This is a genomic window from Chlamydophila parapsittaci, assembly GCF_006385615.1.
Lineage (GTDB): Bacteria > Chlamydiota > Chlamydiia > Chlamydiales > Chlamydiaceae > Chlamydia > Chlamydia psittaci.
The window spans coordinates 847,584-870,464 of record NZ_CP041038.1 but is presented as its reverse complement, the minus strand read 5'-3'; the positions used below and the strand labels follow the sequence as shown (position 1 = coordinate 870,464).

The following is a 22,881-nucleotide window of genomic DNA, read 5'->3' as shown; positions in this document are numbered from 1 at the left end:
TCGTGTATGCTAATCCCTTTAGTTGATTCCAACCCGCTATGTTGTACTATGCGCAGATCTGTTTGTTATGTTAATCCTTCCGTAGCTAGAGCTGGGCAAATATCCACATGGAAGTTTCTTTACTCTTTAGTCGACTACCTCCCCGAAGGAACAAAACTCAAATTTGACTTAGGCTGTCAAGGTAGACCTATAGACTGGGAAATTCCCTCCACAGATCTCCAACAACCACGGAATACTATCTACTTAGAAACACCTAAAGGGGATATTCTTCCTGCTGTAGCCATTCCTATCCCCAATAGTCCTGTTCCACAGTATGAATTTACCCTTCCCTACGAACTAGAAGCTGGAGAAACTCTCACGATTGTTCTCGGGCCCTCCCCCGATTACCCACAAACAGATGAAGCAGGAAACGGAGCACAACTATTTACTCAACGCCGTAAGCCATTCTATCTCTATGTAGATCCTGAAGGCAAAGGGAACTATGACGAACCAGATATCTTTTCCATGGATATTCGTGGTAACGTTCTTAAACATATTCAAATTTTTACCCCCTCTTACGTCGTAAAAAATAAACGTTTTGATATTACCGTACGCTTTGAAGATGAGTTTAACAATCTCACCAACTTTTCCCCAGAAAATACACGTATCGAACTCTCTTACGAGCACCTCAGAGAAAACCTAAATTGGCAATTATTCATTCCTGAAACTGGATTCGTTATTCTTCCCAATCTCTATTTCAATGAACCTGGGATCTACAGAATCCAATTGAAAAATCTTTTAACCAATGAGCTCTTCGTCTCTGCTCCTATAAAATGTTTTTCTGACACTGCGCCAAACCTTATGTGGGGTCTGCTGCACGGAGAATCAGAACGCGTGGATTCTGAAGAAAACATCGAAGCGTGTTTGCGACACTTCAGAGACGATTGCGCATTAAACTTTTATGCATCGTCATCTTTTGAAAATCAGGAAGGATTAACTCCTGATCTTTGGAAAATGATCAACCAAACTATCGGAGATTTTAACGAAGAAGACCGCTTCGTTTCCTTATCAGGCGTACAGTACTGTGGAGAACCTGGAGAAGAAGGCATTCGACAAATTCTCTATATCAAAGAAAATAAATCTTGCTCTAAACAGAAAGATTGCAAGATTGCTTCTTTATCGAAACTCTATAAAAGTGCTTCGACTCACGAGATTATTTCGATACCATGTTTTACCGCTTCAAAACATTACGGTTTTGATTTTAACAATTTCCATCCGGAATTTGAACGTGTTGTCGAAATTTATAACTCCTGGGGTTGTTCAGAAAGAACAGAAAAAGAAGGGAATCTTTTCCCCATCAAAGGAAGTGATTCTGAAGTAGAATCCGGGACATTAGTGGAAGCGTTGAAACGCAACCTACGCTTTGGTTTTGTTGCTGGAGGTTTGGATGATCGCGGTATCTATAGCAAGTTCTTCGATGCTAACCAACAGCAATATACTCCAGGTCTGACTGCGATTATATGTAATAAATACAGTCGAGAATCTCTCGTAGAAGCGTTATATCAACGTCATTGCTATGCAACTACGGGGCCAAGAATCATCGTCAGCTTTAACATTACCTCAGCTCCTATGGGGTCTGAGTTATCAACAACTACCAAGCCTGGCCTTGCTGTAAATCGTCATATTTCAGGATATGTTGCAGGAACGGCTCAACTCAAAACTGTTGAGATTATCCGTAATGGGGAAGTCATTAAAACCTTCTTCCCTGAGAGTAGTAACCTAGATTATGAATATGACGATATGGAACCTCTATCTGAAGTCACTCTTAAAGACCCCAAAGGAAAGATTCCTTTTGCCTTCTATTATCTAAGAGTAACTCAAGTAGACCAGTCTATGGCATGGAGTTCGCCTATTTGGGTAGATCTCCATTAATATTACCGATTTTTCTCTAAGGCTGGTCTTCTTATGATGACTCTTTTTCTTGTTATTTGCTGTGCTACAGCATTATTGGGAGTAGGCATAGTCATTTTACTCATAGGTTCTTATCTCTTAGGAAGACCTTTATCTAAAGGTTGTGGAAAATCAGACTGTTGCCGTAAAAAAGCATGCAATAAACAAACTGAATCTGATTCTACAACCAAGGCATCACTCCATGACGATAACACCCCCTCGCATTCTGCCTAAAAATTCTTGGATGAAACATTTATTCGATGATTACACGGAAGGAGTTCGTCTTTCTAGAGAAGATGCTCTGCGTCTACTCCTCTTAGAAGATGAAAGTGACCAGCGTGCTTTATGGGCTTTTGCTAATGCAGTACGTCAAAAGTATGTAGGAGATGTTGTCTACTACTCCTCCACATTTTATTTATATCCTACTAACTTCTGTGAATTCAATTGCACGTTTTGTGCTTTTTACGCGAAACCAGGAGATGCTAAAGGCTGGTTTCATACACCTGACCAACTCATAGAAAAAATCCGGGAATTAGAAGTTCCGATTACAGAAACACATATTGTGGGAGGATGCTTTCCAGATTGTAATTTAGACTACTACACAGAACTGTTTAGCAAAATTAAAACAAACTTCCCTCACATCCATATTAAAGCACTTACAGGAATAGAATATGCCTACTTGGCTAACCTGAACAATATTCCTGTTGCTGAGGTATTAAAAATCCTAAAAAATGCAGGATTAGATTCGATTCCCGGAGGAGGATTCGATATTCTGGTTGATGAAATACGTCAAAAACTCGCTCCAGGGCGTTTATCTTCTCAAGAGTTCTTAGAAATTCATAGAACCGCACATGGTCTGGATATCCCCACTAACAGTACAATGTTATGCTACCATAGGGAACGCCCCGAAGATATCGTCACACATATGGATAAATTACGGAACCTTCAAGATGATACTTTAGGCTTTAAAAACTTTATATTATTGAAGTTCGCAACAGAAAATAATGCTCTAGGGAAAAGACTACGCAAATTAGGAACTTCTCATCACATCCCCCCTGCATCTATCATTGCGGTTGCAAGACTCTTCCTGGACAATTTCAGAAACATAAAAGCCTTGTGGAATTACTTAGGAATCGAGCAAGCTTTACACTTGCTATCTTGTGGAGCTAACGATTTATCCTCCACACATATTGGAGAAAAGGTGTTTCAAATGGCCTCTTCTAACCAAAATATAAAAATGGATATTGAGGGAATGGCAAGCCTCATAAAAAAACTAGGACGCATACCATGTCTGACAAATTCGAAAGACGTTTAACTTTAGGTTGTGTAAGCTACATCAACGCTTTCCCTTTTTCTTTAGAGCTTGCAAAAAGAGACGATATTCTCCTTCATACTGCACCGCCATCCGATTTACTCGAGAAACTTCTTAATGGGGACTTACAATTTGCTCTTACCTCTACAGTAGGGTTATTAACCCATCCATTAGGAACAGTTCCTGGATTCGGTATAGCTGCATATAAGAAAATCCTCAGCGTAAATCTGTACGCAGCTCCTACGTTTTTCACCTCTGAAAAACCCCGTATTGCTGCTACAAAAGAAAGCCGCTCTTCAATAATGCTATTCCATATCCTCTGCCGACATTTATGGAACACTCCTATGCCGGAAATTATCCAACTTCCATCTGATGATGTTATAGAAAAAGCAGAAAATTATGACGGTCTCCTCTTAATTGGCGATAAAGCCTTACACCATCCTCACATTCCAGGGTTTGCAACATACGATCTTGCTCAGGGATGGTATGAACTTACCCAACTTCCTTTTGTCTTTGCTGTTGTTCTTTCTAATCATCCTGAAGGTAGCCATAGAATCCAAGAAGCTCTAGAAAACTCTCTAAGCCATTTTGAAGCCCATCCCGAAGCAGCGATAGCAAAAGCTGTAGAACGTACGCAGCTTTCTGAAGTTGTGATCAGGGATTACTACTCCTTATGCCGTTATCGACTAAAAGAAGAAGATTACGAAGGCATAGAAAAATTCCGAGAATATCATGCTACTATCTACCAACAAGCCTAACCTACAGGAGATGTTTGATTCTCTAGCTCCTAAATACGATAAGATAAATTCTATCTTATCTTTAGGAATGCATCATTTATGGAATCGTACGTTTTCAAAAATGTTGGGAAAGTCTGATCACCTGATAGATCTTTGTTCTGGCACAGGAAAGGTTGCCTATAGGTATATCCGTGATTACCCAGGATCGAAAGCAACTCTCGTGGATTTTTCAGCAAACATGCTTCATATAGCCAAACAACGCTACCCTTCAGCTCCTTTTACTTTTATAGAAGGGGATATTGCTCAACTTCCTATAAATGAGGAGTCGCAAACACTTGCATCCATGGCCTACGGATTAAGAAATCTCCCTAAACCTAAAGACATCCTAGAAAATATCCATCGTATGTTAAAACCCCAAGGGACTCTAGGGATTTTGGAGCTTACCTCTCCTCCCCATAGTCATCCCCTATATCTAGTACACCGACTATACTTAAAATCTATCGTTCCATGGGTAGGGAAACTGTACTCTAAACATACACAAGCTTATGCATACCTAGCAGAAAGCATTAGAAAACTACCTAGCGATCACGACCTAGAACAACTCTTCAGTGGGGCTAAATTCCAAATAAGAAAAAAAAGGAAGCTAGCTTTCGGAGCTGCAACTATTTGGATACTTAAAAAGATCTAAACCGTTAGGATTTCTTACGACCGCGTTTAGCAGAAGTTTTACTGCTCTTAGGTGCCGGCTTCTCGTCATCACTATCGTCGTCGTCATCCCCGAAGAAATCCCCTGTAGATAGGGAGTCATAACCCAATTTCGCCGAAAGTTCTTTCAACGAAGCAAATCTCTCAGAAAGATTTGCAAGATTTAACTGATCTTCAACACGGCCAGAACCACGCAAATTAGCTAAGAATTCTTCTTCAGTGTCAAATTTCTCAGAAAATGTAATCGAAGATGCCGAAGTAATCTCCGGAAGGAAAAGGAAACGTCGCGCTACCGCTGGTACCTTTGTGTAAATATCACTCGATATTGTAGTCTCAGATTCCACTTTCGCTGACTGTTTCGGAGGACGCCCCCGCTTAGGACGAGGATTCAATGCTTCATTAGAGTAATAGACCTTAGCCTTGTTCACCAACAACTGACGCGCTTGCGCAAGTTCTTTGGATACTTTAGTATCAAAAAGATGAATTTTAAATTGTTCTAAAATATGCTTTGAAAAGTCTAAATCTTCTTCGAAGACAAAATGAAATTTATTATTACGTAACCACTCAATAATACGTATACGAGAACGCTCTACATAAAATTGCTGCCACTTCTCCAACTCAGATTCATGATCGTAGATACACTCTAAAAACTGCTCACGAGCATTTTTAGACTGCAAAATTTCAAGAAATTTTTCCTTTGTATCAATATCATAAATTTTTTCATTGATAAACGTTTCCATGATTTTCTTTACTTCATAGAACGTTAACTTAGGAATTAGACAATAGCGTTCTGCATTCACCTCTAGTTCTTCATAAATCTTATCTAGATCTTCTTGATCCTTATCTAAATCAATGTAGAGAATGAACCCTTCAACTCGGTCTAAATAAAAATCCCTCTCGTCATCCGACTTAGAGAATGCATCCATAAGACGCAAGGCGCGTAATAAAAGAGGATTTTGTGGTACAGGATACGTAGTCATAAATCAAGAGTATAAAAGAATTGGAGTTAGAGGGCAAGAGATCTATCCTTAAAAAAACCTCTGATCTCTCTTCCTTCCTTTAACCATTTTTGAATCTATTTTTATTCAAATTCAATAGAAAAATTAGAAAAACTCTAGTAAGACCTTTCTTTATCCACAGGGCCCTCAAGATACACACGATCGCCCTCTAAAGAAATTTTAATCAAAATATCACCCCAGGTCCATATAGGTATTTGGGTATTGGATAAACCGTAACGTTGTGCTACAACCAACGCCGCTGCAGTAGCTCCCGTACCACAAGCTAAAGACTCTCTTTCCAAACCACGTTCATAAGTGCGTAGTTGAAATTCTCCGGTTTGTATCTCCTGGATAAAGTTAACATTAGTCCCTTGAGGTAAAAAGTCTTCGTGGCAACGTAGAAAACTCCCCCACAAATCTACAGGAACACAAGATACATCTTCGACAAAAACAACAAGATGCGGCACCCCTGTATGGATACTAAAAACTTCTCTAGGAACTCCAGGAAGTGTGTGTGAAAGGGTGTGACAAGTGTAGTTCCAATCCGGAAGCGTCATATCTACAACAACCCGCTCCCAAGAATGAAACCTCCCAGAATACCTACCCGAATCTGTCTCTACAGAGATGTGATCTTTTTTCAATACCTCAGACAAATGAGCTACAACACAACGAAGACCGTTGCCACACATGTGAGGACGAGAACCGTCATCATTAAAAATAATAAGTTTAGCATCAGCAGTGGAAGAAGGAAGAACAAGCAAAAACCCATCTACTTGATATTCCTTACATAGACTAGGAATTATTGTAATATCGGGACAAGTTTCACTTAGGATAAAGCGATTCCCTGCCCCAGAATATAAGCTTGGCTTATAAATCATTGAATGAGAAGAGGATGCCATCTAATAAACCAAAATCCTTGGCTTCGTCTGCTGTCATCCAAGTGTCTCGATCGATGGCCTTTTCAATCACTTCTCGAGACTGCCCGGTCGCCTCTAAATACACATCAACTATACGTTTCTTCGTTTTTAAGATTTCACGAGCATGAATATCTAAATCGGTAGCTTGTCCAGTGATTGGCCCGCCTATAGATGGCTGGTGAATCATGATACGCGAATGAGGAGTGGCGAAACGACGTCCTGGAGCTGCACATAAACTTAATACCGATCCCATAGAAGCAGCTAATCCTGTAACTACAGTAGTCACTGGGGATGTCATCATTTTTATCTGATCCCACACTGCAAATCCTGCGTCTACCGAACCTCCAGGGCTATTAATTACGAATACTATAGGTTGACCAGGATTGGTAAGTTCTAAATACCATAACTTCTTAATAGCATCTGCTGCGCTCTTATCCGTTACAGGCTCAGAAAAAAATACCCGACGGGCATCTAAGATTTTTCTCTCTATAACATCTCGTAACTTATTCTCTACTTCCCCATCAGCCATAGAACAACATATCTCCTAACTAAACTAAAGTTTCCAGATCGATTTCAGGATAAAGCGGGAACCGAGATAATAAGTCTGCGACTCGAGCTCTTGCTTCTTCAGCAATGTTTTCTGGAAGCTCTCCTTCACTTTTACTAAAACTATCATTAGCATTACGTCTCAAAGTAATATTTCGCAATACTTTCACAATAATATTCGCAACTTCTTCCATCTCATCACTGCCCATACCGAGAGTTGTTAAAGCAGGTGTTCCCAAACGTATCCCTGAGGTGTCCCACTTCCCTACAGCATCCGATGGTATGGTATTGCGATTCACAGCAATACCTACAGAACTTAATATGTCCTCACCAATACGTCCGGATATCCCTAGAGAAGTTAGATCTATAATTAACATGTGGTTATCTGTACCGCCAGTAAGCAAGCGTAACCCCTGTTTTTGAAAATGCTCGGCTAAAGTTCTCGCGTTGTCCACAACCTGATGCGCGTACTTTTTAAAGTCCACAGTTAGCGCTTCTTTTAACGCAACAGCCTTGGCTGCAATAACATGCGGCAAAGGCCCTCCCATCATCAAAGGACAAGCGCGATTAATCACTGCATCATATTCTTTGGATGCTAAAACTAAACCTCCACGAGGTCCTCGCAAAGTCTTATGAGTTGTCGTAGTAATAATGTCAGCAAACGGAATCGGATTTTCCTCTTCGATAAATACACCGCCAGCAACCAGACCAGCAAAATGCGCCATATCTACCCATAAAACAGCTCCACAATCATCAGCTATTTGTTTTAGGGTGGAAAAATTCAATCTTCTGGAATATGAAGAATACCCAGCAATGAGTACCGTAGGTTTATATGTTCGTACTAAACGTGCTATCTCCGAATAATCGAAACACTCCGTCTTTTTATTCACTTCATAAGGCACACAACGCATCAACTTGGACATAATATTTAAACGTACAGTTCCATGGGTTAAATGCCCTCCGGAGTTCAGCGAAGGTCCTAAACAGACGCGAGAACCTATCTCAGCTTTTAATTCCGTATATTCTTTATCCGTAAGATCATTAATCGTTTTATATCCCAAACGCTTAACGGCAGGCCCTTGAATTTTCTGAGTAATAATTGCCATGACGGCTAATAAATTCGCATCTGCACCCGAATGTGGTTGTACAAAAGCACTTTCCGCTCCGAAAAGTTCTTTAGCCGTTTCCACACATTCCCACTCGATAGCATCTACATTCTCACAACAAGAATAGAACCGCTTAAAGGGGCTCCCCTCGCAATACTTATCTGTAAGCAAGTTCCCCATAGCAAGCTGAACTGAAATAGAAGCATAATTCTCAGAAGCAATCATCTTTAAGCGTGAACGCTGACTCTTCAATTCATCTATAATGCTTTTCCCAATCGAAGGAAAAGAATGTAAAAGATGATCTAATGCAGCTAAGTATGCGGTAGAAGCTAGATCCTGCCCCTTCTTCCCCGAAGCATTTTCTAAAAATTTATGCAACAATGAAGCCATTGCCGAACCTCTATTATCAACTCTACGAATGAAAAACTATAATACAAAGCGAAGCTCTCTGCGTCTAACCTAAGAAAAGTCAAAAACTCTTACGATTTTTTCATTAGGGAAAAAGCTAAGATCCAAAAATGGACATCCTAGCTTGCACATCGAAAAATGTCAATCAGCTCCTCATACAACCTAAATACGGCTAAAAACAAGTAGTATACGTTGATGTGGACTCTGTAATTATCGGAACGATTTTCTAGATGCAAAACAAACTCCCCCTATTTAAACTACACTTATGGGATACATTCTAGAAAAAGAGGATGCGATGACCCTATACCTAGGATTAAATCAAGAAACAGCAAACAGATACTACGCCCGCTTTGTTCCGATTCTTGAGATTGTTCCCTTTGCAAGAAGCTCTCCTCAACTACGCTACGCTCAGCGTTACCTAGAGAAAACTTCTCATGTCCTGCTCACAAGCCCCTCGTCAACATCACTATTTATCTCTAGAATGCGTAGAAAAAATTCCAAAAAGACATTATCTACCAAACATTACCTGTGTTTAGGAGAAATCACAGCACGTCGCCTTACAAAGCTTCTCCCCAAAGCCCGCTATTCCTTAGCGACCGTGGAAACAGGAGAGGGTGTCATCCCCCTGATCGCCTCTTTACCTAAACACGCTCGTATCCTCTACCCACACTCCGTCTTGTCGCGTCCTGTAATTAAAGATTTTTTACAAAAAGAGCGCCGAAGCTTTTTTGCCTATGCCCACTATACCATTCGAGAACGTCAATTTCCCCTCTCTGTATTCAAGCAATGCAGCCGTGTCATTTTAACCAGCCCCTCTGGAGTTAGGGCGTATGCTAGGCTCTTCCCCGAGCTCCCGAGGAGAATACACATCTGCCAAGGCCCCATCACACTTAAAGAATTTAAGAAAATGTACAATCATCCTGGGGAACTTCTGCAAAAAAATAGCCTTACCGAAAGCTGATGACAAAAAATTGTTTCTACAAGTAAAATCTCTCAGAGTTTAAGCTTTTATTCTACAGTATCCTGCATGCTAATTTCAGCAACATCAGCACAAAGTTCCGCATGCCAAGAACCTCTGAACTTATTTTCTAAAGGAAGTGTTGGGAGAAGCCAACTTACGCATGTTGTTGTCCACTGCATCATTCAAGTCATCATTCTCATCACGCTAATTACCGGGATCACGGTTGTAGGCTGCTGCGTCCACCCTCTGTTTTTTGTTTTTCTATTAGCCATTACGCCAGTATATATCTCCCTTAGGCTCTTAAGTGGTGTTAAACTTAGGGAATTATTTATCACCCTTCGGGTTTATCCCGCTGAAAATCAGCTTCTTAATATAACTATGTTACAAAGTAAAAAAGAAGAAGAATAAAACGTCTAGAAAAAGCCATATATTTTTTATAAAATTAATTATCAAAACTAAAGATAATTATAATTTATGGCTAACACGAACCCCTTACACAACCAAAGTACCACAGAGGTAAGTCCCCTATTCTCACCAAGAGAAGTCTCCACAAAAAAATGGGATAAGATATTGAAAATCACTTCTTTATCTATTCTCGGTACACTAACGATTGGGACCGGAGTAGCAGGGATTACCTTAGCTACTGTTTTGGGCATGCCCGTCCTGGCTTTACTAGCGGTATCCTCAGTGCTGTTAGCTATAGTTACCGTAGGGGCGTACAAATACTTCCAACAAAAAGCCGATGGAGATTGGTCCGGAGCTCTAGACCAATCCTTCAGAACACTCCCAGAGTCATCTGCACAAGCGAACTTCTTAGTCAGTCCGGGAGCCCGCCTATCTTTCCATCAAAACAAGCACAATCCCGGGGTAAAACTCGGTATTCAGGAGAGCACCACACCAGGATTTACCATCAAATTCCTTGCGCTCCCCAGATCCAACACGTTCAAAACAGTCACAAGTCAAAGCGGAATCGCATTCAATGCTCTCCTTCCTGCTGCACAGACGTTAATCTCCCAAAACTCAAATCAATCTCGACTATTCTTTAGAGAACTCCTAAGTCTTGGGCAAACTAGCCAATGGAGTGCCGCTCAGTACCAAGGAGACACATCGATTAAGCTCCCCTTCGGGCCTACTGAAGTGCGCTCGACAAAATTAAGCATCAAAGACAGCCCGACTATGACACATCCTAAAAAAGAAAGTTTCCCAGAATACATAGGACATGTTCGTGGGCCACGGCTTGAAGAGTTCTCTGGGGAAGATGACGAAGTCGCACACGACTATTATAACCGAGCACTTTTTGCCTATGAGAACTGTTTAGAAGAGGCGATCAACCAAGGCTGCTCGATTATTTCCGTTCCTCTGTTCTCGTCGGTTTACGAAGCAGAGCATGGAAATGAACAGCCGACACCCAATAGAAATTATTCATGGATTTTGGATTGTCATCAGCTGTGTAAGAAAGCATTAATTGAAGCTGTTGATAAAACCGCTCGCTCTAATCCCCATTCTTTAAGACTCCTCGTGCTCTTACAAGATCCCTTTGCCCCGCTCGCTTAAAGTAGAGAGTAAAAAGAGGAGAATTCCTTATCAGGATCCTCTCCTCTTCTGTGTAAATATATTATTTTAAAAAGAACCTTTTATTTTTTTCTAACGTCATTACCCTACTGTTAGATTTGAATACAACAACCTTGTGAACTCCGTATTTAGGAAAGAAAAGTGTGAGAGTTTTGAAGTAGGGAATCACCTTATGATCAGCGGACAAATGTAAATCATCTTTCAAACTCGTTCTTGAGCTAGGACTGGTAAAAATTCATTTACATACTAGACGCGGTGGTGAAACTTTTCGCCCATCTTAAGTTGCTGTTCCTTAGGAATTTCTTTTATTGAAAAAAACGTTCTTTACTTCTTGCGAAAAAAGCAGTAAACTTGCTTTCTTCTTCAGATGTATTCATTCCTAAATTCTATGATTTCGCATCCGTATTTAGGACCACTAAGCCAAGCAAGGAATAGTTTTCATGCATGAAGCACTCCAGAGTATTTTAGCCATTCAAGAGCTCGATATTAAAATGATTCGCTTAATGCGAGTCAAGAAAGAGCATCAGAAAGAGCTCGCTAAAGTCCAATCTCTTAAATCTGACATTCGTCGAAAAGTTCAGGAGAAAGAGTTGGAGATGGAAAACCTAAAGAATCAGATTAAAGAAGGCGAGAATCGGATTCAAGAGATTTCTGATCAAATTAACAAATTAGAAAGTCAACAAGCAGCTGTGAAAAAGATGGATGAGTTTAATGCACTCACCCAAGAAATGACAGCAGCAAATAAAGAGCGCCGTGCGTTAGAGCACCAACTTAGTGACCTTATGGACAAACAGGCGGGAAGTGAGGACCTGATTGTCTCTTTAAAAGAAAGTCTCACCTCAACAGAGAACAGTAGTTTCGCTATCGAAAAAGAAATCTGCGAAAGTATTAAAAAGATCAACGAAGAAGGCAGAGCCCTACTGCAGCAACGTAGTGAATTAAAAGAAACTACGGATCCAGAAATGTTCCTTATTTACGAACGTTTATTAAACAACAAAAAAGATCGTGTTGTTGTTCCAATAGATAATCGTGTCTGTAGCGGTTGTCATATTGTTCTTACTCCCCAGCACGAAAACTTAGTCCGTAAAAAAGATCGACTTATTTTCTGCGAACATTGTTCTAGAATTTTATATTGGCGAGAAGCAGACGCTCTTGCTAACGACAGCTCTGCAGCAAAACGTCGTCGCAGACGTGCCGCTGTATAAACAAGTCCATCGGAAGAGAAAGGCAACCGCTTTTTGTACCTTTACTAAGGTATATTAAGAGGAAAGTCTGGACTTCATAAGAAAAGATACTGGAGAAACTCCAGGGGCCGTAAGGCTACGGAAAGTGCAACAGAAAACATTCCGCTATAAAAGGGTCTTTTTATAGACAGGCTGAAAATTCCTATTTTAAGAATAGGAGCTATTAAGGTGACTTAGTAGACGTGCAAACCCTATCTGAAGCAAGAGAAAAAGTTTTTGTTTCTGCATAATGAGGAATGGTATTCCTCATGAACTTTTTCATAATCGCTTGAGGGATATAGTAATATATCCCCTAGATGAATGGTTGCCCTCAAGATGGGTTTTCTCATCTTGTAGACAGAATCCAGCTTACCCTCTCTTCCGATATTTTTATCTTTTAGATGAGACCTGCTTTTGCCAGGGTATGCATCTGAAGCAATCCCACCACATACTTCTGATCCTTAGCATCTACAACAGGTAAAATGGTCACAGGACTCCCTGTTTCCATCATTTGTAGGCCAAGAAGCACATCAGCATCTTCACTAATCACTCGAGGATTGGGTGTCATGACATCTTTAAGTCTCTGAGAGAGAATATCGCCTCCATGACGAGTTAATGATCTACGTAAATCTCCATCTGTGAAGATTCCTAATATTTCAAACTTCTCATTTACTATACACACACAGCCACAACCATAAGAAGAAAAGATATCCAAAGAATCTGCGATTGTATCCTCTGGAGAACAAAAAGGAACTTCTGTTTTTGGGAACATATAATCCCGAATTTTTCCAATAACCTTGAGACCAATCTGACCGCCTGGATGATTCTTTCCATAATCAGCGAGAGAGATTTGCCTACTACGTAATAAGGTAATAGCTAGAAGATCACCAAAAAGTAGTTGGCATGTTGTTGATGTTGTAGGAACAAGATTAAAAGGATCTAATTCTTCGATCATAGGTAAGATAACTACGTGATCACAAAGAACTGCTAAACTCGAATACGTAGCGGAGGTAATTCCTGCAATGAATACTCCCCGCTCTTTTAAATAAGGAATACATTCTAAAAGCTCGCGAGTTTCTCCACTTTTAGAAAAAAGACAGACGATATCTCCAGGACGGACAACGCCAAGATCCCCATGCAGGAGATCTCCAGAAGCTAAGAAAAGAGCGCGCTCTCCAAAAGACTGTAAAGTAGCAACGATTTTCCTTGCGATACAACCACTTTTTCCTACACCAGAAAAAAATATGGAACCTTGATGATTTAATATCTTCTCAGCTAATACCCAAGTATCCTCACACTGAAAAGTATCAAAAAAACGTTCTAAAGATTCCCTTTGCTTACTGACAATATCTTGGCATAGATCAATGGATGTTGTGGGAGAGCGCATCCCTTTAGTCCTCAGAAAAAATCGTAGTGTGTTAGCTCATCGTAACAGACTCTAACCGATTTTTCAATGAGGTTAAAAATTCACTACCGTAAATACCATCCAATACCCTGTGGTCAAACGTGAGGGTAACATAGACCATTTTGCGAATAGCTAAAGAATCGTCATCACGCACAACAACACGTTTTTGTATCGTTCCTATTCCTAAAATAGCTACTTCCGGATAACGAATTATTGGCATGCCAATTAAAGCTCCCGTCATACCGAAATTAGTAACGGTGACACTACCATCTTGAGTTTCTGAAGGATCAAGTTTATTTGCCCGAGCTCTTGCAGAAAGATCAGCGAGAGTTTTCGCAATGCTTACTAAACCACGATCCTGACAATTATGAATAACAGGAACAACAACGCCCTCTTTATTCAAATTAACAGCAACACCCACATTGATTGATTTCTTCACAACAATTGTATCGCCGTCTAAAGATCCATTCAATAACGGGAACTGCTCCAAAGCCTTGGCTAAACACTGGATAATGAAACTAGTAATTGTGAGTTTCACACCATGCGTTGCAAAAAATCTATCCTTCTCTTCAGCAATTAAATTCATCAAATCTGTGACATCAATATCCACAATAAGAGAAGCATGAGGCACTTCATCTGAAGATTTAGATAACGAGGAAGCTATAGCTCTACGTAGTGGAGACATGGGAATGCGATTTTCATTCGCATTCGCAATATTTGGGCACGAAGGTTGGCGCATTTCAAGGATATAGTTTTCTAAATCCCTACGAGTGACGCGCCCATCATTTCCTGTTCCAGAAATCTGTTGTAGTTGCTGGAGAGAAACACCTTCACGGTGTGCCAAACTAAGAACTGCCGGAGAAAACCATGCCGAATTCTTCCCAGAATCTTGAGGACACGAAGCATTGGGTGACAGTTCTTCGACAACGACCTCTTCCTCGACAGCAGACTCCGTATCTATTAAGGCTATCACTTCTTCGGCAGCAACTTCATCACCTTCTTTTACGAGACAGCGAATTAATTTCCCTGCTTTAGGAGAGGCTAACTCCGTAGCAATCTTGTCAGTAGATACTTCAATTACAGGCTCATCTTTTGCAACGTTCTCTCCCACCTGCTTGAGCCAACGAACTACCAACCCTCCAGAACCAGTCTCTCCTATTTTCGGAAATCGAAATTCAAACATGCGTAAACTCTCCTACACTGTCTCTGTACTCTCTTCTTTCAAAGCTACCTTTTCTTTCAAAGATACCTTTTTCTCCTCCAAAGGTGTGGACAACTCACCTTCTCCGGAAGCCACATAAACAGCGACCACAGCATCTCCGAGGATGTTCATAGGAGTTCCTATGATGTCTCGCAACCTATCAATACCTGCTAAAACAGCAATTCCTTGAATAGGCAACCCTACAGAGGCTAATACAGACCCCAGAGTAATCATTCCGCCCCCGGGGACGCCTGCACTACCCACCGCAGAGAAAGTCGCTGCGATAACGATTAATAACAAACTACTGAAAGGTAATGGACAGTTATAGGCCTGAGCAATAAATACTGCTGCCATACCTTGAAATATCGCAGTACCATTCATATTGACAGTAGCACCTAAAGGCAAAACAAAACCAGAAACTTCCGAAGAAACTCCAAGATTTTTAGATACGCAACGCATAGTCACAGGCAGTGTTGCCGAACTACTCGAAGTGGATATTGCACAAGATATGGCATCCATCATTGCAGAAAGGAATTTAGAGAAGGACATCTTGCAGCCCATCCGGATGATACCACCAAAAACAAGCACAGCATGAAATAGACAGGCAAGATAATAGGCAAAAATAAATTTCCCTAATTGCCAGAGAATAACCAAACCGTGACTTCCCGAAATCCATGCCATACTTGCCCCGACACCATAAGGCGCAAAGGTCATGATCATATTGATCATGCGCAACATAATTTCAGAAAAACCTTCAATAAATTTAGCTACAGGACGTCCTTGTTCTCCAGAAAGACGCATAGCTATTCCTAAGAAAATAGCAAACACGATGATTTGTAAAATATTTCCTTCAACGAAAGATCTGACAGGATTTGAAGGAAAAATTTGAGAAATCAAAGACAAGAAATACGTACTACTTCTCTCAGGAGCCACTATGTGCGTTTCAGTGACATTCTGCGATAGGTCACAGCCCTCTCCAGGACTGAAAAATTGAGCAAAACATAAGCCTATAATAATCGCTAGACATGTTGTCCCTAAATATAGGGCGACGCTTTTCATTCCTATGCGCCCCAGCTTCTTCATATCACTAATAGAAGCGATACCCAACACCATGGAACAAAATACCAGAGGGTAGACAACCATGCTCAATAGGTTTAAGAAAATATCTCCTATAGGTTTAAAAAAGATCGCTTTATCTTCTAAAATTAAACCTAGGGTAACCCCAACAAATAATCCTATAAAGATTTTCATCCATAGTTTCATTAGTTACCTCTTACCATTATGTATCCGATCTATTTTATCCAGTAAGGCGGCTGTAGCACCCTCCTGATCGGTAAAATCAAATTCCATTTGAACCTTACCAATCGGAAGAATCCCCGGCTCGTGAATCAAATTTCCGAGCTTTATGCCATCCTTTTCTGTGCACAATAACCCCTCTCCCTGACGCATAGCGATCTTTGAAGAGAAGTAGTGCAATTCTTTTTTCGTTATTCCTGCGTGGTCAGGCAACAAATACGTTCCTAATATTTTCACTCCGGCACGTTTTAACATATCAAGAAAGCCCTGCGGGAATCCTAGACCACAGAACACACCGGCGGCTAGCCCAGACAGGCTATCCAAAGAAAGTTTCTCCCCTCGCGAATCCCAAAGTACTTGAGAAATGTGTGGTTCAACAAAAATTTTTGGTGATGTACACCAAGTATGCAAAAGCTTCTGGCTCTCTAAACAACAAGAACCATTAACTATGATAAAATCGGCCTCTTGCAATCTTTTAGGAGAATCTCGGAGTCGCCCTCGAGGGAAAAAAGCTCCTCCTCCTAAAGGATCTTGACCGTTAACTACAACAATTTCCACGTCTTTGTGTAGTTTGTTATTTTGGAAACCATCATCCAAAATCAAAATATCAAAATCTTTAGCGGCTTCTTTAGCCGTAAGTCTACGATCTTTGTGCACAAAAACAGCACCCTTGGAGAGTTTCTCCGCCATAAGTAACGGTTCGTCTCCTACATAAGCAGCGTTATGTATCTCAGGATCGACTATAGTGAACTTTCTCTGACCACTACATTTTCCTTTATATCCGCGAGAAAGAATAGCACAGGAATACCCTCGCGTTTTTAGAACTTCAGCTAACCATAATACCGTAGGTGTCTTACCCGAACCACCGAGAACAATATTTCCCACACTAATTACGGTAGAAGACACGCGATAAGGAGCTGAACAAAATAACTTTCGTCGAAAGCTTATGGTGCCGGCGAATATCCAAGAAAGTATCTTCCCAAAACACCCCCAACCCAGGATCTTTCCCAAGCTAATAGCTACGGTTAAGCGGCGATAAAAAATAAAAAAGGGCGAAGGAAAGCGCGTTTTCATCGAACTTCGTTATAACTCACTGATCATCCACTCAGAAAATTATGATTGTTTAAAACCACAATCTCCGCCGCATCCTGGAATCATCTAGCATCTCATAAAAAACATTAAGAATCAAGTTTACATAGGAAAATTAAAAAAATTTTATATATAATTAATCATATCTATTTTTTAATTTATTCCTTTTCTCGTGATAAACAAAGTAAACTATTTTTGATTTTGTAAACGATGTTTTCTTTTGATTATCTACTAGACTAGGCTTCCCAACGTTGCCGAATAACTTCGTAAGCAACTGCAGATACGGCCGTAGATAAATTTAAAGAATCAGCTTGACCTAGCATGGGTAAGGAGATTTTTGAGAAATTTCCCTTGAGCCAAGATGCAGTGAGTCCGTCTTTTTCAGAACCAAAAACCAAAACTAGCGGTTGATTGTAATTTTCACAAAAATACATGGTTTTTGCTCTAGGGGAGGTGACAAAGGCTTGCCATTTTTCCTCAAGAATGACTTGCAATACCTGATCCAAAGTGGCAGACCAAATAGGTAAGGTAAATACAGTACCTAATGAAGAACGAATAACATTAGGATTATACACATCGACGACAGGATCGCATAAAATTACTCCATCCGCCCCTACCCCATCGGCTATTCTAAGTATCGCCCCCACATTCCCAGGCTTTTCAACCTGTTCTATAATCAAATAAAACGGTAGAGGATTTCTCTTCTGAGCTAAAAACTCTTCTCGAGACCACCACCGTTTCTTCATAACAGCAATAAAATTGTCGTGATGTTCTTTATAGGAAAGTTTGGAAAGAGTTTCTTCTAAACAGTAGACCTTTTCTATAGGGAGTTTTTGGATGGCATTCAAAAAAGATTGTTCTTTTTCTGAGACGCGCGTTCCACAAAAGATCCGTTCACACTCATATCCCGAGTCTAGAGCTTTTTGAATCTCTCGAAAACCCTCTAAAAGAAAGACGGGGCCTTTACGAGAGCGGTTATGTTTTAACGCGACAGCTTCTTTTACCTTAGGGTTATTTTTTCCTATAAACTCCATTTAGCAAACACTCCTGAGGGTAAAGCTTGATCTCCTGAGCCGCAAAAGCTTTCTCCTGAGGACCAAAACTGTTTATCTAAAGCAAAGGCACGTATAGCTAAACTCTGCAAAAAAGCAGGAGTATGGCCGGGAGTATGAGAAGTGATCAAAACATAAGAAGAAGAATCTGAAAGTAATTTTGAGCACAAAACTAATAATGAAAAGAAATCCCTATCGATTTTAAAAATCTCTCCATTAGGTCCCCGGCCATAGGTGGGAGGATCGAGCAAAATGATATCGTACTTTTTCCCTTTACGTATTTCTTTTTGCAAAAAAGAAAACACATCTTCAACAACCCAAAATATCCTTTTCTCGGGCAGGGCATTGTTTTCTACATTCTTTTGCGCCCACTTTATCGCGGGTTTTGAAGCATCTACATGACAAACCTTCGCTCCACACTTTGCAGCAAATATCGATGTGGAACCGGTATAAGCAAATAAATTTAACACCCGGCATGAAGAATGCCGTTCTATGCTCAATTTCAATTCCGGCCAAAATCCACTATGCTCTGGGAAAATCCCTATATGACCGAAAGAGGTGAGCTTTAGCGTGCAATCCACAATGTCAAGGTTTATGCGCCAACTTTCAGGAATAGAGGCTGCACAACGCCATTGTCCCTCCTCTCCTGATCTTACATATTCCGCATGCGCCTTTTTCCATAAGGACGGTGTGGTCTTCGGCCAAATTGCCGTACACGAGGGGCGGATAAGAGTTATGGGGCCAAAGCTTTCTAACTTTTTCCCTTCACCGCTATCTAGTAACTTATAAGTCATATATTTGTTTATTTATCGAGAGTATAAACGCCTTAACGTATCCACTTGTGTTTTGGTCGCCATATCCGGCTCTATATTTACTTTGGATCCTTCTCGTTTATATCCCAAGGTCGTTCGAGATAATGTTTCGGGGATCAATCCAACCGAACACACATCCTCTTCTACAGTAACAAGAGTCAGGCTAATGCCATCTATAGAAATAAATCCTTTTTCAAAAAGGTATATAGATAAGGAACTTGGCACACGGAAATAATACCGATTTTTCTCTATAAGCACAATCTCTCCGACACCACAAACATGACCAGAGACCATATGCCCACCAATTTCATCGCTCCCTTTTAAAGATCGTTCAACATTTACACGATCACCTACTACCTTCTCCCCTATTGTAGTACAGGAAAGAGTTTCGGGAATAATGTCGAAAAACATTTTACCACCCTCTTCAAGTTTAACTACAGTAAGACAGACACCATCGATGGCAACACTACAGCCGATTTCAAGTCCTGAAATACATGAGGAAGAAACTTCCACGCCTATAGTTAAACCTTCATCTCTCGGCTCTATACTAAATATTTGACCGAGTTCTTGCACTATTCCAGAAAACATTCTTAAATCCTGAGCATCTAGTATTTACAATAAAACAGCTTTTCGACAAAATGCTGTCGTTTCGCAAAGGTAGCGAAACTATATCAAGCAATCTGTCTTTCGCGGTTTTTAATTTTATAAATTAGGAAAAAAAATTTGCAACTTATAGTCGCATAGATTTATTCTGCACTAAAATTATTATTTTCTTAGACTACCTTAACCTTAGGAGGTAGCTCCTGTGCAGTGTCCTTTTTGCAATCATGGGGAATTAAAAGTCATAGATTCAAGAAATGCACCAGAGGCTAACGCGATTAAACGCCGAAGAGAATGCTTAAATTGTGGACAAAGGTTTACAACCTTTGAAACCGTTGAGTTAACTCTGCAGGTGCTAAAACGTGATGGTCGTTACGAGAATTTCCAGGAATCAAAACTAATTAATGGATTAAATGCCGCCTCTAGTCATACACGTATAGGTCAAGATCAAGTGCACGCAATAGCCTCTAACGTAAAATCTGAGTTATTAGGCAAACAAAATAGGGAAATCTCTACCAAAGAAATTGGCGAACTAGTAATGAAATATCTAAAAAAGGCAGACATGATTGCTTACATTAGATTTGCTTGCGTCTACAGAAGATTCAAAGATGTTGGCGAATTAATGGAGGTTTTGCTATCTGCAACTCCGGATATGGAAAAATAGTTATTATTTTAGGTTAAGGAGAAAAAACTATGCCGTTGTCTGAGGACGAAATAGCCAATTTTAAACAAAGGCTTCTAGAGATGAAATATAAGCTGTCTCACACGCTAGAAGGAAATGCTCAAGAAGTCAAAAAACCTAACGAAGCTACTGGATATTCTCAACACCAAGCTGATCAGGGTACCGATACTTTCGATAGAACAATCAGCTTAGAAGTAACAACGAAAGAGTATGAGTTATTAAGACAAATTAATCGAGCTTTAGAAAAAATCGAAGAGTCTTCCTACGGTATCTGTGATGTCAGTGGCGAAGAAATTCCTTTGGCTCGGTTAATGGCAATCCCCTATGCTACAATGACGGTCAAAGCTCAATCACAGTTTGAGAAAGGCCTACTTTATGGAAACTAACCCCAATGTCTAGTCGCTCCCGATCTACTTTCCTTGCTATTTCATTTTTTGTCCTTATGGATTGGGTGACTAAATTAGCTGTTTTGCTGTATCGAGGGAACCTGCCTGATGCTAACCCCATACTATATCAATATAGTTGGGGAAAGCTGCTGTTTTGCATTTGCCCTACTTTTAACGAGGGCGCAGCTTTTGGGTTATTTTCAAAATATAAATATTTCTTATTCTTTATACGTATAATAATTATTTTATCTATTCTCGCCTTCCTTTTCTTGAGAAAGAAAACCACCTCCCTTTCTCTCCGTTTTGCCCTAATTCTCCTGTGTTCTGGAGCTATTGGCAACGTGGGAGATATTGTATTCTACAGACATGTCGTAGACTTTATTTCTATTGGTTATAAGCGTTGGTTTTTCCCAACATTTAATTTCGCCGATATTTTTATCTCTTTAGGAACTTTAATCTTCATATATGAGCTTTATTTTCCTACTAAACAAAAGATAAAATAGAGATAATAGTTTCCCTATCTTCTTAATGAAGAGCTATGTTTAAAACATTTAAAAAAATTTTTTACAATGAATGCAATCCTGTCTTTACTCGCAGCTTTTGATGACTTCTTTTGGTCCTATGTGGCTTTCCTTATGATTCTCTTATTGGGGATAAGCTTTTCATGGAAATCTCGTTTTGCTCAATTCACTAAGTTTCCACAATTCTGCAGGCTATTTTATCAATACTCTCAGGGGACGTCTAAAAATAAGACAGAAGAACGAGGGGTGCATCCGTTAAAGGTATTTTTTGCATCTGCAAGTGGGAATATCGGTATTGGTAACGTTGTAGGGATTGTTACAGCTGCATGTATTGGTGGTCCTGGAGCATTGTTCTGGGTTTGGATCGCTGGAATTTTAGGTTCTATAGTCAAATACTCTGAAGTGTATTTAGGGATTAAGTTTCGTAAAGTAGACAACGAGGGTGTTTATCAGGGTGGGCCGATGTACTTCCTGGATAAAGCCTATGGAACAAAAGTCATACCGATTATTGTCGCTGTTTTACTCTGTATTTATGGTGTAGAGATTTATCAATTCTCTGTTATTGCTGACACCATTTCTCACTGCTGGAGCATTCCGAAATTATTTACTATTTTTGGTCTGCTATTTCTTGTTCTCTACGCAGTTCAAGGAGGATTACAGCGTATTGGGAAAATCTGTGCTTGTGTGCTCCCATTTTTCCTTACTCTATACTGTCTGTTATCCCTATATATACTTGTGAAAGAGTTTCACCAGCTGCCTTCCCTATTTTCTGCAGTATTTTCATCAGCATTTACAGGACATGGTGCCATCGGAGGGTTTGCAGGATGTACTTTAGCCACGACTATCCACCAAGGGATCTCTAGAGCGGCTTATTCTGGAGACATCGGTATTGGATTTGACTCCATTATTCAAAGTGAAAGTTCTGTAAAAAAACCAGAAACGCAAGCTCAGCTCAGCATTATAGGTCTTGCTATAGACAATCTTATCTGTACTCTAAGCTTACTGATGGTCCTTGCATCCGGGTCTTGGTCTTTGGGTCTCGACAACGCTTCTCAAGCTGTGGAGCACGCCTTAGCGACCTACTTCCCTCTGGTAAAGATTCTACTCCCCACCTTCTTTTTCGTGACAGGCTATACAACGATTATTTCGTATTTCCTCGTAGGGAAAAAATGTGCAAAGTTTCTTTACGGAAAGGGAGGATCGAAAATCTACACGATTTACGGAGCTACGATATTGCCGGCATTTTGCTTTCTCTCTCAAAATACCGCTTTGTTGGTCATGTCGGTATCGGGAGCCCTCCTCCTATGCTTCAACCTATTTGGGGTCTTCCTAATGAGAAAAGAGGTAGAATTCCCAAGGTCGGATAAAGCTATAGAGATCCCCTCCTCCGCAGAATAAGCATTTCCGGGGGAGCCTACCCCCT

At 40.3% G+C, this 22,881-nt stretch carries 24 protein-coding genes and 1 other RNA gene; 14 read left to right on the top strand and 11 right to left on the bottom strand.

The genetic code is table 11. The features are described 5' to 3' along the window. Window positions 1-48 precede the first annotated feature (48 nt). Genes FI836_RS03915 through ubiE form a run of 5 tightly spaced genes read left to right on the top strand, consistent with a single transcriptional unit; the run spans window position 49 to window position 4,666 of the window. Window positions 49-1,911, top strand: a complete 1,863-nt coding sequence (locus FI836_RS03915) for a DUF3604 domain-containing protein (RefSeq protein WP_006342910.1) — start codon at window positions 49-51, stop codon at window positions 1,909-1,911. A 33-nt stretch (window positions 1,912-1,944) separates the two neighbouring features. Continuing rightward, window positions 1,945-2,163 (top strand): hypothetical protein, encoded by a 219-nt coding sequence (locus tag FI836_RS03910; protein ID WP_014943710.1) that lies wholly within the window; start codon window positions 1,945-1,947, stop codon window positions 2,161-2,163. Beyond that, window positions 2,132-3,244 (top strand): CofH family radical SAM protein, encoded by a 1,113-nt coding sequence (locus tag FI836_RS03905; protein ID WP_014944478.1) that lies wholly within the window; start codon window positions 2,132-2,134, stop codon window positions 3,242-3,244. Before FI836_RS03910 ends, FI836_RS03905 begins: the two co-directional genes overlap by 32 nt. Next, on the top strand, window positions 3,217-3,999 hold the full coding sequence (locus FI836_RS03900) for a menaquinone biosynthesis protein (protein WP_006342907.1): 783 nt from the start codon (window positions 3,217-3,219) through the stop codon (window positions 3,997-3,999). The genes FI836_RS03905 and FI836_RS03900 overlap by 28 nt, the downstream gene beginning before the upstream one ends. Further along, entirely contained in the window at window positions 3,974-4,666 is a 693-nt protein-coding gene (ubiE, locus tag FI836_RS03895; protein ID WP_013462609.1) for a bifunctional demethylmenaquinone methyltransferase/2-methoxy-6-polyprenyl-1,4-benzoquinol methylase UbiE, read from the top strand. Before FI836_RS03900 ends, ubiE begins: the two co-directional genes overlap by 26 nt. Window positions 4,667-4,670: 4 nt before the next feature. Here ubiE and FI836_RS03890 read toward each other — a convergent pair whose 3' ends face one another. From FI836_RS03890 to FI836_RS03875, 4 genes are all read right to left on the bottom strand, one after another. Further along, window positions 4,671-5,663 (bottom strand): UPF0158 family protein, encoded by a 993-nt coding sequence (locus FI836_RS03890; RefSeq protein ID WP_006342905.1) that lies wholly within the window; start codon window positions 5,661-5,663, stop codon window positions 4,671-4,673. A 134-nt stretch (window positions 5,664-5,797) separates the two neighbouring features. Next, complete coding sequence (gene dapF, locus FI836_RS03885) at window positions 5,798-6,580, bottom strand: bifunctional diaminopimelate epimerase/glutamate racemase (protein ID WP_014943708.1); 783 nt, start codon at window positions 6,578-6,580, stop codon at window positions 5,798-5,800. After that, window positions 6,549-7,127 carry an ATP-dependent Clp protease proteolytic subunit gene (locus FI836_RS03880; protein ID WP_006343884.1) on the bottom strand — a complete coding sequence of 193 codons (579 nt, stop codon included), beginning with the start codon at window positions 7,125-7,127 and terminating at the stop codon, window positions 6,549-6,551. Before FI836_RS03880 ends, dapF begins: the two co-directional genes overlap by 32 nt. A 19-nt stretch (window positions 7,128-7,146) precedes the next feature. Beyond that, window positions 7,147-8,640 (bottom strand): glycine hydroxymethyltransferase, encoded by a 1,494-nt coding sequence (locus FI836_RS03875; protein ID WP_014943707.1) that lies wholly within the window; start codon window positions 8,638-8,640, stop codon window positions 7,147-7,149. 313 nt (window positions 8,641-8,953) lie between these two features. Between FI836_RS03875 and FI836_RS03870 the strand changes: the two genes are divergently transcribed. From FI836_RS03870 to rnpB, 5 genes are all read left to right on the top strand, one after another. After that, the gene (locus FI836_RS03870) at window positions 8,954-9,619 is read left to right on the top strand and encodes a uroporphyrinogen-III synthase (protein WP_014944476.1); all 666 of its coding nucleotides are present in this window, start codon (window positions 8,954-8,956) and stop codon (window positions 9,617-9,619) included. A 66-nt stretch (window positions 9,620-9,685) separates the two neighbouring features. Next, entirely contained in the window at window positions 9,686-10,027 is a 342-nt protein-coding gene (locus FI836_RS05330) for a hypothetical protein (protein WP_041460072.1), read from the top strand. A gap of 66 nt (window positions 10,028-10,093) precedes the next feature. Further along, on the top strand, window positions 10,094-11,173 hold the full coding sequence (locus FI836_RS03860; RefSeq protein WP_014943704.1) for a membrane protein: 1,080 nt from the start codon (window positions 10,094-10,096) through the stop codon (window positions 11,171-11,173). 458 nt (window positions 11,174-11,631) lie between these two features. After that, window positions 11,632-12,396 carry a zinc ribbon domain regulatory protein CdsZ gene (gene cdsZ / locus FI836_RS03855; RefSeq protein WP_006342898.1) on the top strand — a complete coding sequence of 255 codons (765 nt, stop codon included), beginning with the start codon at window positions 11,632-11,634 and terminating at the stop codon, window positions 12,394-12,396. 10 nt (window positions 12,397-12,406) lie between these two features. Further along, an RNA gene (gene rnpB, locus FI836_RS03850) (RNase P RNA component class A) lies at window positions 12,407-12,802 on the top strand. A gap of 9 nt (window positions 12,803-12,811) precedes the next feature. On the opposite strand, the gene FI836_RS03845 is transcribed toward rnpB, so the two are convergent. From FI836_RS03845 to FI836_RS03815, 7 genes are all read right to left on the bottom strand, one after another. Beyond that, the gene (locus tag FI836_RS03845) at window positions 12,812-13,801 is read right to left on the bottom strand and encodes a KpsF/GutQ family sugar-phosphate isomerase (RefSeq protein ID WP_014943702.1); all 990 of its coding nucleotides are present in this window, start codon (window positions 13,799-13,801) and stop codon (window positions 12,812-12,814) included. Window positions 13,802-13,832: 31 nt separating this feature from the next. After that, on the bottom strand, window positions 13,833-15,002 hold the full coding sequence (locus FI836_RS03840; protein ID WP_006342896.1) for a dihydrolipoamide acetyltransferase family protein: 1,170 nt from the start codon (window positions 15,000-15,002) through the stop codon (window positions 13,833-13,835). Between the two features lie 12 nt (window positions 15,003-15,014). Continuing rightward, window positions 15,015-16,283, bottom strand: coding sequence for a dicarboxylate/amino acid:cation symporter (locus FI836_RS03835; protein WP_006342895.1), 1,269 nt, complete (start codon window positions 16,281-16,283; stop codon window positions 15,015-15,017). Between the two features lie 3 nt (window positions 16,284-16,286). Continuing rightward, window positions 16,287-17,390: a tetraacyldisaccharide 4'-kinase gene (lpxK, locus tag FI836_RS03830; protein WP_014943701.1), complete on the bottom strand. Its 1,104-nt coding sequence runs from the start codon at window positions 17,388-17,390 to the stop codon at window positions 16,287-16,289. Between the two features lie 251 nt (window positions 17,391-17,641). Continuing rightward, window positions 17,642-18,439 (bottom strand): RNA methyltransferase, encoded by a 798-nt coding sequence (locus FI836_RS03825; RefSeq protein WP_006342893.1) that lies wholly within the window; start codon window positions 18,437-18,439, stop codon window positions 17,642-17,644. Next, window positions 18,427-19,251, bottom strand: a complete 825-nt coding sequence (locus FI836_RS03820; protein ID WP_014943700.1) for a class I SAM-dependent methyltransferase — start codon at window positions 19,249-19,251, stop codon at window positions 18,427-18,429. The genes FI836_RS03825 and FI836_RS03820 overlap by 13 nt, the downstream gene beginning before the upstream one ends. Before the next feature lie 12 nt (window positions 19,252-19,263). Beyond that, on the bottom strand, window positions 19,264-19,857 hold the full coding sequence (locus tag FI836_RS03815) for a riboflavin synthase (protein ID WP_006342891.1): 594 nt from the start codon (window positions 19,855-19,857) through the stop codon (window positions 19,264-19,266). Window positions 19,858-20,074: 217 nt separating this feature from the next. Here FI836_RS03815 and nrdR point away from each other — a divergent pair, with 217 nt between their 5' ends. The 4 genes from nrdR (at window position 20,075) to FI836_RS03795 (ending at window position 22,856) form a co-directional block, all read left to right on the top strand. Beyond that, window positions 20,075-20,533, top strand: a complete 459-nt coding sequence (nrdR, locus tag FI836_RS03810; protein WP_006342890.1) for a transcriptional regulator NrdR — start codon at window positions 20,075-20,077, stop codon at window positions 20,531-20,533. A gap of 29 nt (window positions 20,534-20,562) precedes the next feature. After that, complete coding sequence (locus FI836_RS03805) at window positions 20,563-20,937, top strand: TraR/DksA family transcriptional regulator (protein WP_006342889.1); 375 nt, start codon at window positions 20,563-20,565, stop codon at window positions 20,935-20,937. A 5-nt stretch (window positions 20,938-20,942) separates the two neighbouring features. Next, window positions 20,943-21,440 (top strand): signal peptidase II, encoded by a 498-nt coding sequence (lspA, locus tag FI836_RS03800; protein WP_006342888.1) that lies wholly within the window; start codon window positions 20,943-20,945, stop codon window positions 21,438-21,440. A gap of 66 nt (window positions 21,441-21,506) precedes the next feature. Next, window positions 21,507-22,856, top strand: coding sequence for an amino acid carrier protein (locus FI836_RS03795; RefSeq protein ID WP_006342887.1), 1,350 nt, complete (start codon window positions 21,507-21,509; stop codon window positions 22,854-22,856). The last annotated feature ends 25 nt before the right edge of the window (window positions 22,857-22,881 follow it).

Excerpts from the sequence above, each read along its gene's own strand:
- ubiE (WP_013462609.1), top strand. The coding sequence starts at position 3,974 with ATGCTACTATCTACCAACAAGCCTAACCTACAGGAGATGTTTGATTCT.
- FI836_RS03910 (WP_014943710.1), top strand. The coding sequence starts at position 1,945 with ATGATGACTCTTTTTCTTGTTATTTGCTGTGCTACAGCATTATTGGGA.
- lpxK (WP_014943701.1), bottom strand. The coding sequence starts at position 17,390 with ATGAAAACGCGCTTTCCTTCGCCCTTTTTTATTTTTTATCGCCGCTTA.
- FI836_RS03905 (WP_014944478.1), top strand. The coding sequence starts at position 2,132 with ATGACGATAACACCCCCTCGCATTCTGCCTAAAAATTCTTGGATGAAA.
- FI836_RS03875 (WP_014943707.1), bottom strand. The coding sequence starts at position 8,640 with ATGGCTTCATTGTTGCATAAATTTTTAGAAAATGCTTCGGGGAAGAAG.
- FI836_RS03820 (WP_014943700.1), bottom strand. The coding sequence starts at position 19,251 with ATGACTTATAAGTTACTAGATAGCGGTGAAGGGAAAAAGTTAGAAAGC.
- FI836_RS03795 (WP_006342887.1), top strand. The coding sequence starts at position 21,507 with ATGAATGCAATCCTGTCTTTACTCGCAGCTTTTGATGACTTCTTTTGG.
- FI836_RS03840 (WP_006342896.1), bottom strand. The coding sequence starts at position 15,002 with ATGTTTGAATTTCGATTTCCGAAAATAGGAGAGACTGGTTCTGGAGGG.
- FI836_RS05330 (WP_041460072.1), top strand. The coding sequence starts at position 9,686 with ATGCTAATTTCAGCAACATCAGCACAAAGTTCCGCATGCCAAGAACCT.
- FI836_RS03825 (WP_006342893.1), bottom strand. The coding sequence starts at position 18,439 with ATGGAGTTTATAGGAAAAAATAACCCTAAGGTAAAAGAAGCTGTCGCG.
- FI836_RS03805 (WP_006342889.1), top strand. The coding sequence starts at position 20,563 with ATGCCGTTGTCTGAGGACGAAATAGCCAATTTTAAACAAAGGCTTCTA.
- cdsZ (WP_006342898.1), top strand. The coding sequence starts at position 11,632 with ATGCATGAAGCACTCCAGAGTATTTTAGCCATTCAAGAGCTCGATATT.
- FI836_RS03835 (WP_006342895.1), bottom strand. The coding sequence starts at position 16,283 with ATGAAACTATGGATGAAAATCTTTATAGGATTATTTGTTGGGGTTACC.
- FI836_RS03900 (WP_006342907.1), top strand. The coding sequence starts at position 3,217 with ATGTCTGACAAATTCGAAAGACGTTTAACTTTAGGTTGTGTAAGCTAC.
- FI836_RS03880 (WP_006343884.1), bottom strand. The coding sequence starts at position 7,127 with ATGGCTGATGGGGAAGTAGAGAATAAGTTACGAGATGTTATAGAGAGA.
- lspA (WP_006342888.1), top strand. The coding sequence starts at position 20,943 with ATGTCTAGTCGCTCCCGATCTACTTTCCTTGCTATTTCATTTTTTGTC.
- dapF (WP_014943708.1), bottom strand. The coding sequence starts at position 6,580 with ATGGCATCCTCTTCTCATTCAATGATTTATAAGCCAAGCTTATATTCT.
- FI836_RS03870 (WP_014944476.1), top strand. The coding sequence starts at position 8,954 with ATGACCCTATACCTAGGATTAAATCAAGAAACAGCAAACAGATACTAC.
- FI836_RS03845 (WP_014943702.1), bottom strand. The coding sequence starts at position 13,801 with ATGCGCTCTCCCACAACATCCATTGATCTATGCCAAGATATTGTCAGT.
- FI836_RS03815 (WP_006342891.1), bottom strand. The coding sequence starts at position 19,857 with ATGTTTTCTGGAATAGTGCAAGAACTCGGTCAAATATTTAGTATAGAG.
- FI836_RS03915 (WP_006342910.1), top strand. The coding sequence starts at position 49 with ATGCGCAGATCTGTTTGTTATGTTAATCCTTCCGTAGCTAGAGCTGGG.
- FI836_RS03890 (WP_006342905.1), bottom strand. The coding sequence starts at position 5,663 with ATGACTACGTATCCTGTACCACAAAATCCTCTTTTATTACGCGCCTTG.
- FI836_RS03860 (WP_014943704.1), top strand. The coding sequence starts at position 10,094 with ATGGCTAACACGAACCCCTTACACAACCAAAGTACCACAGAGGTAAGT.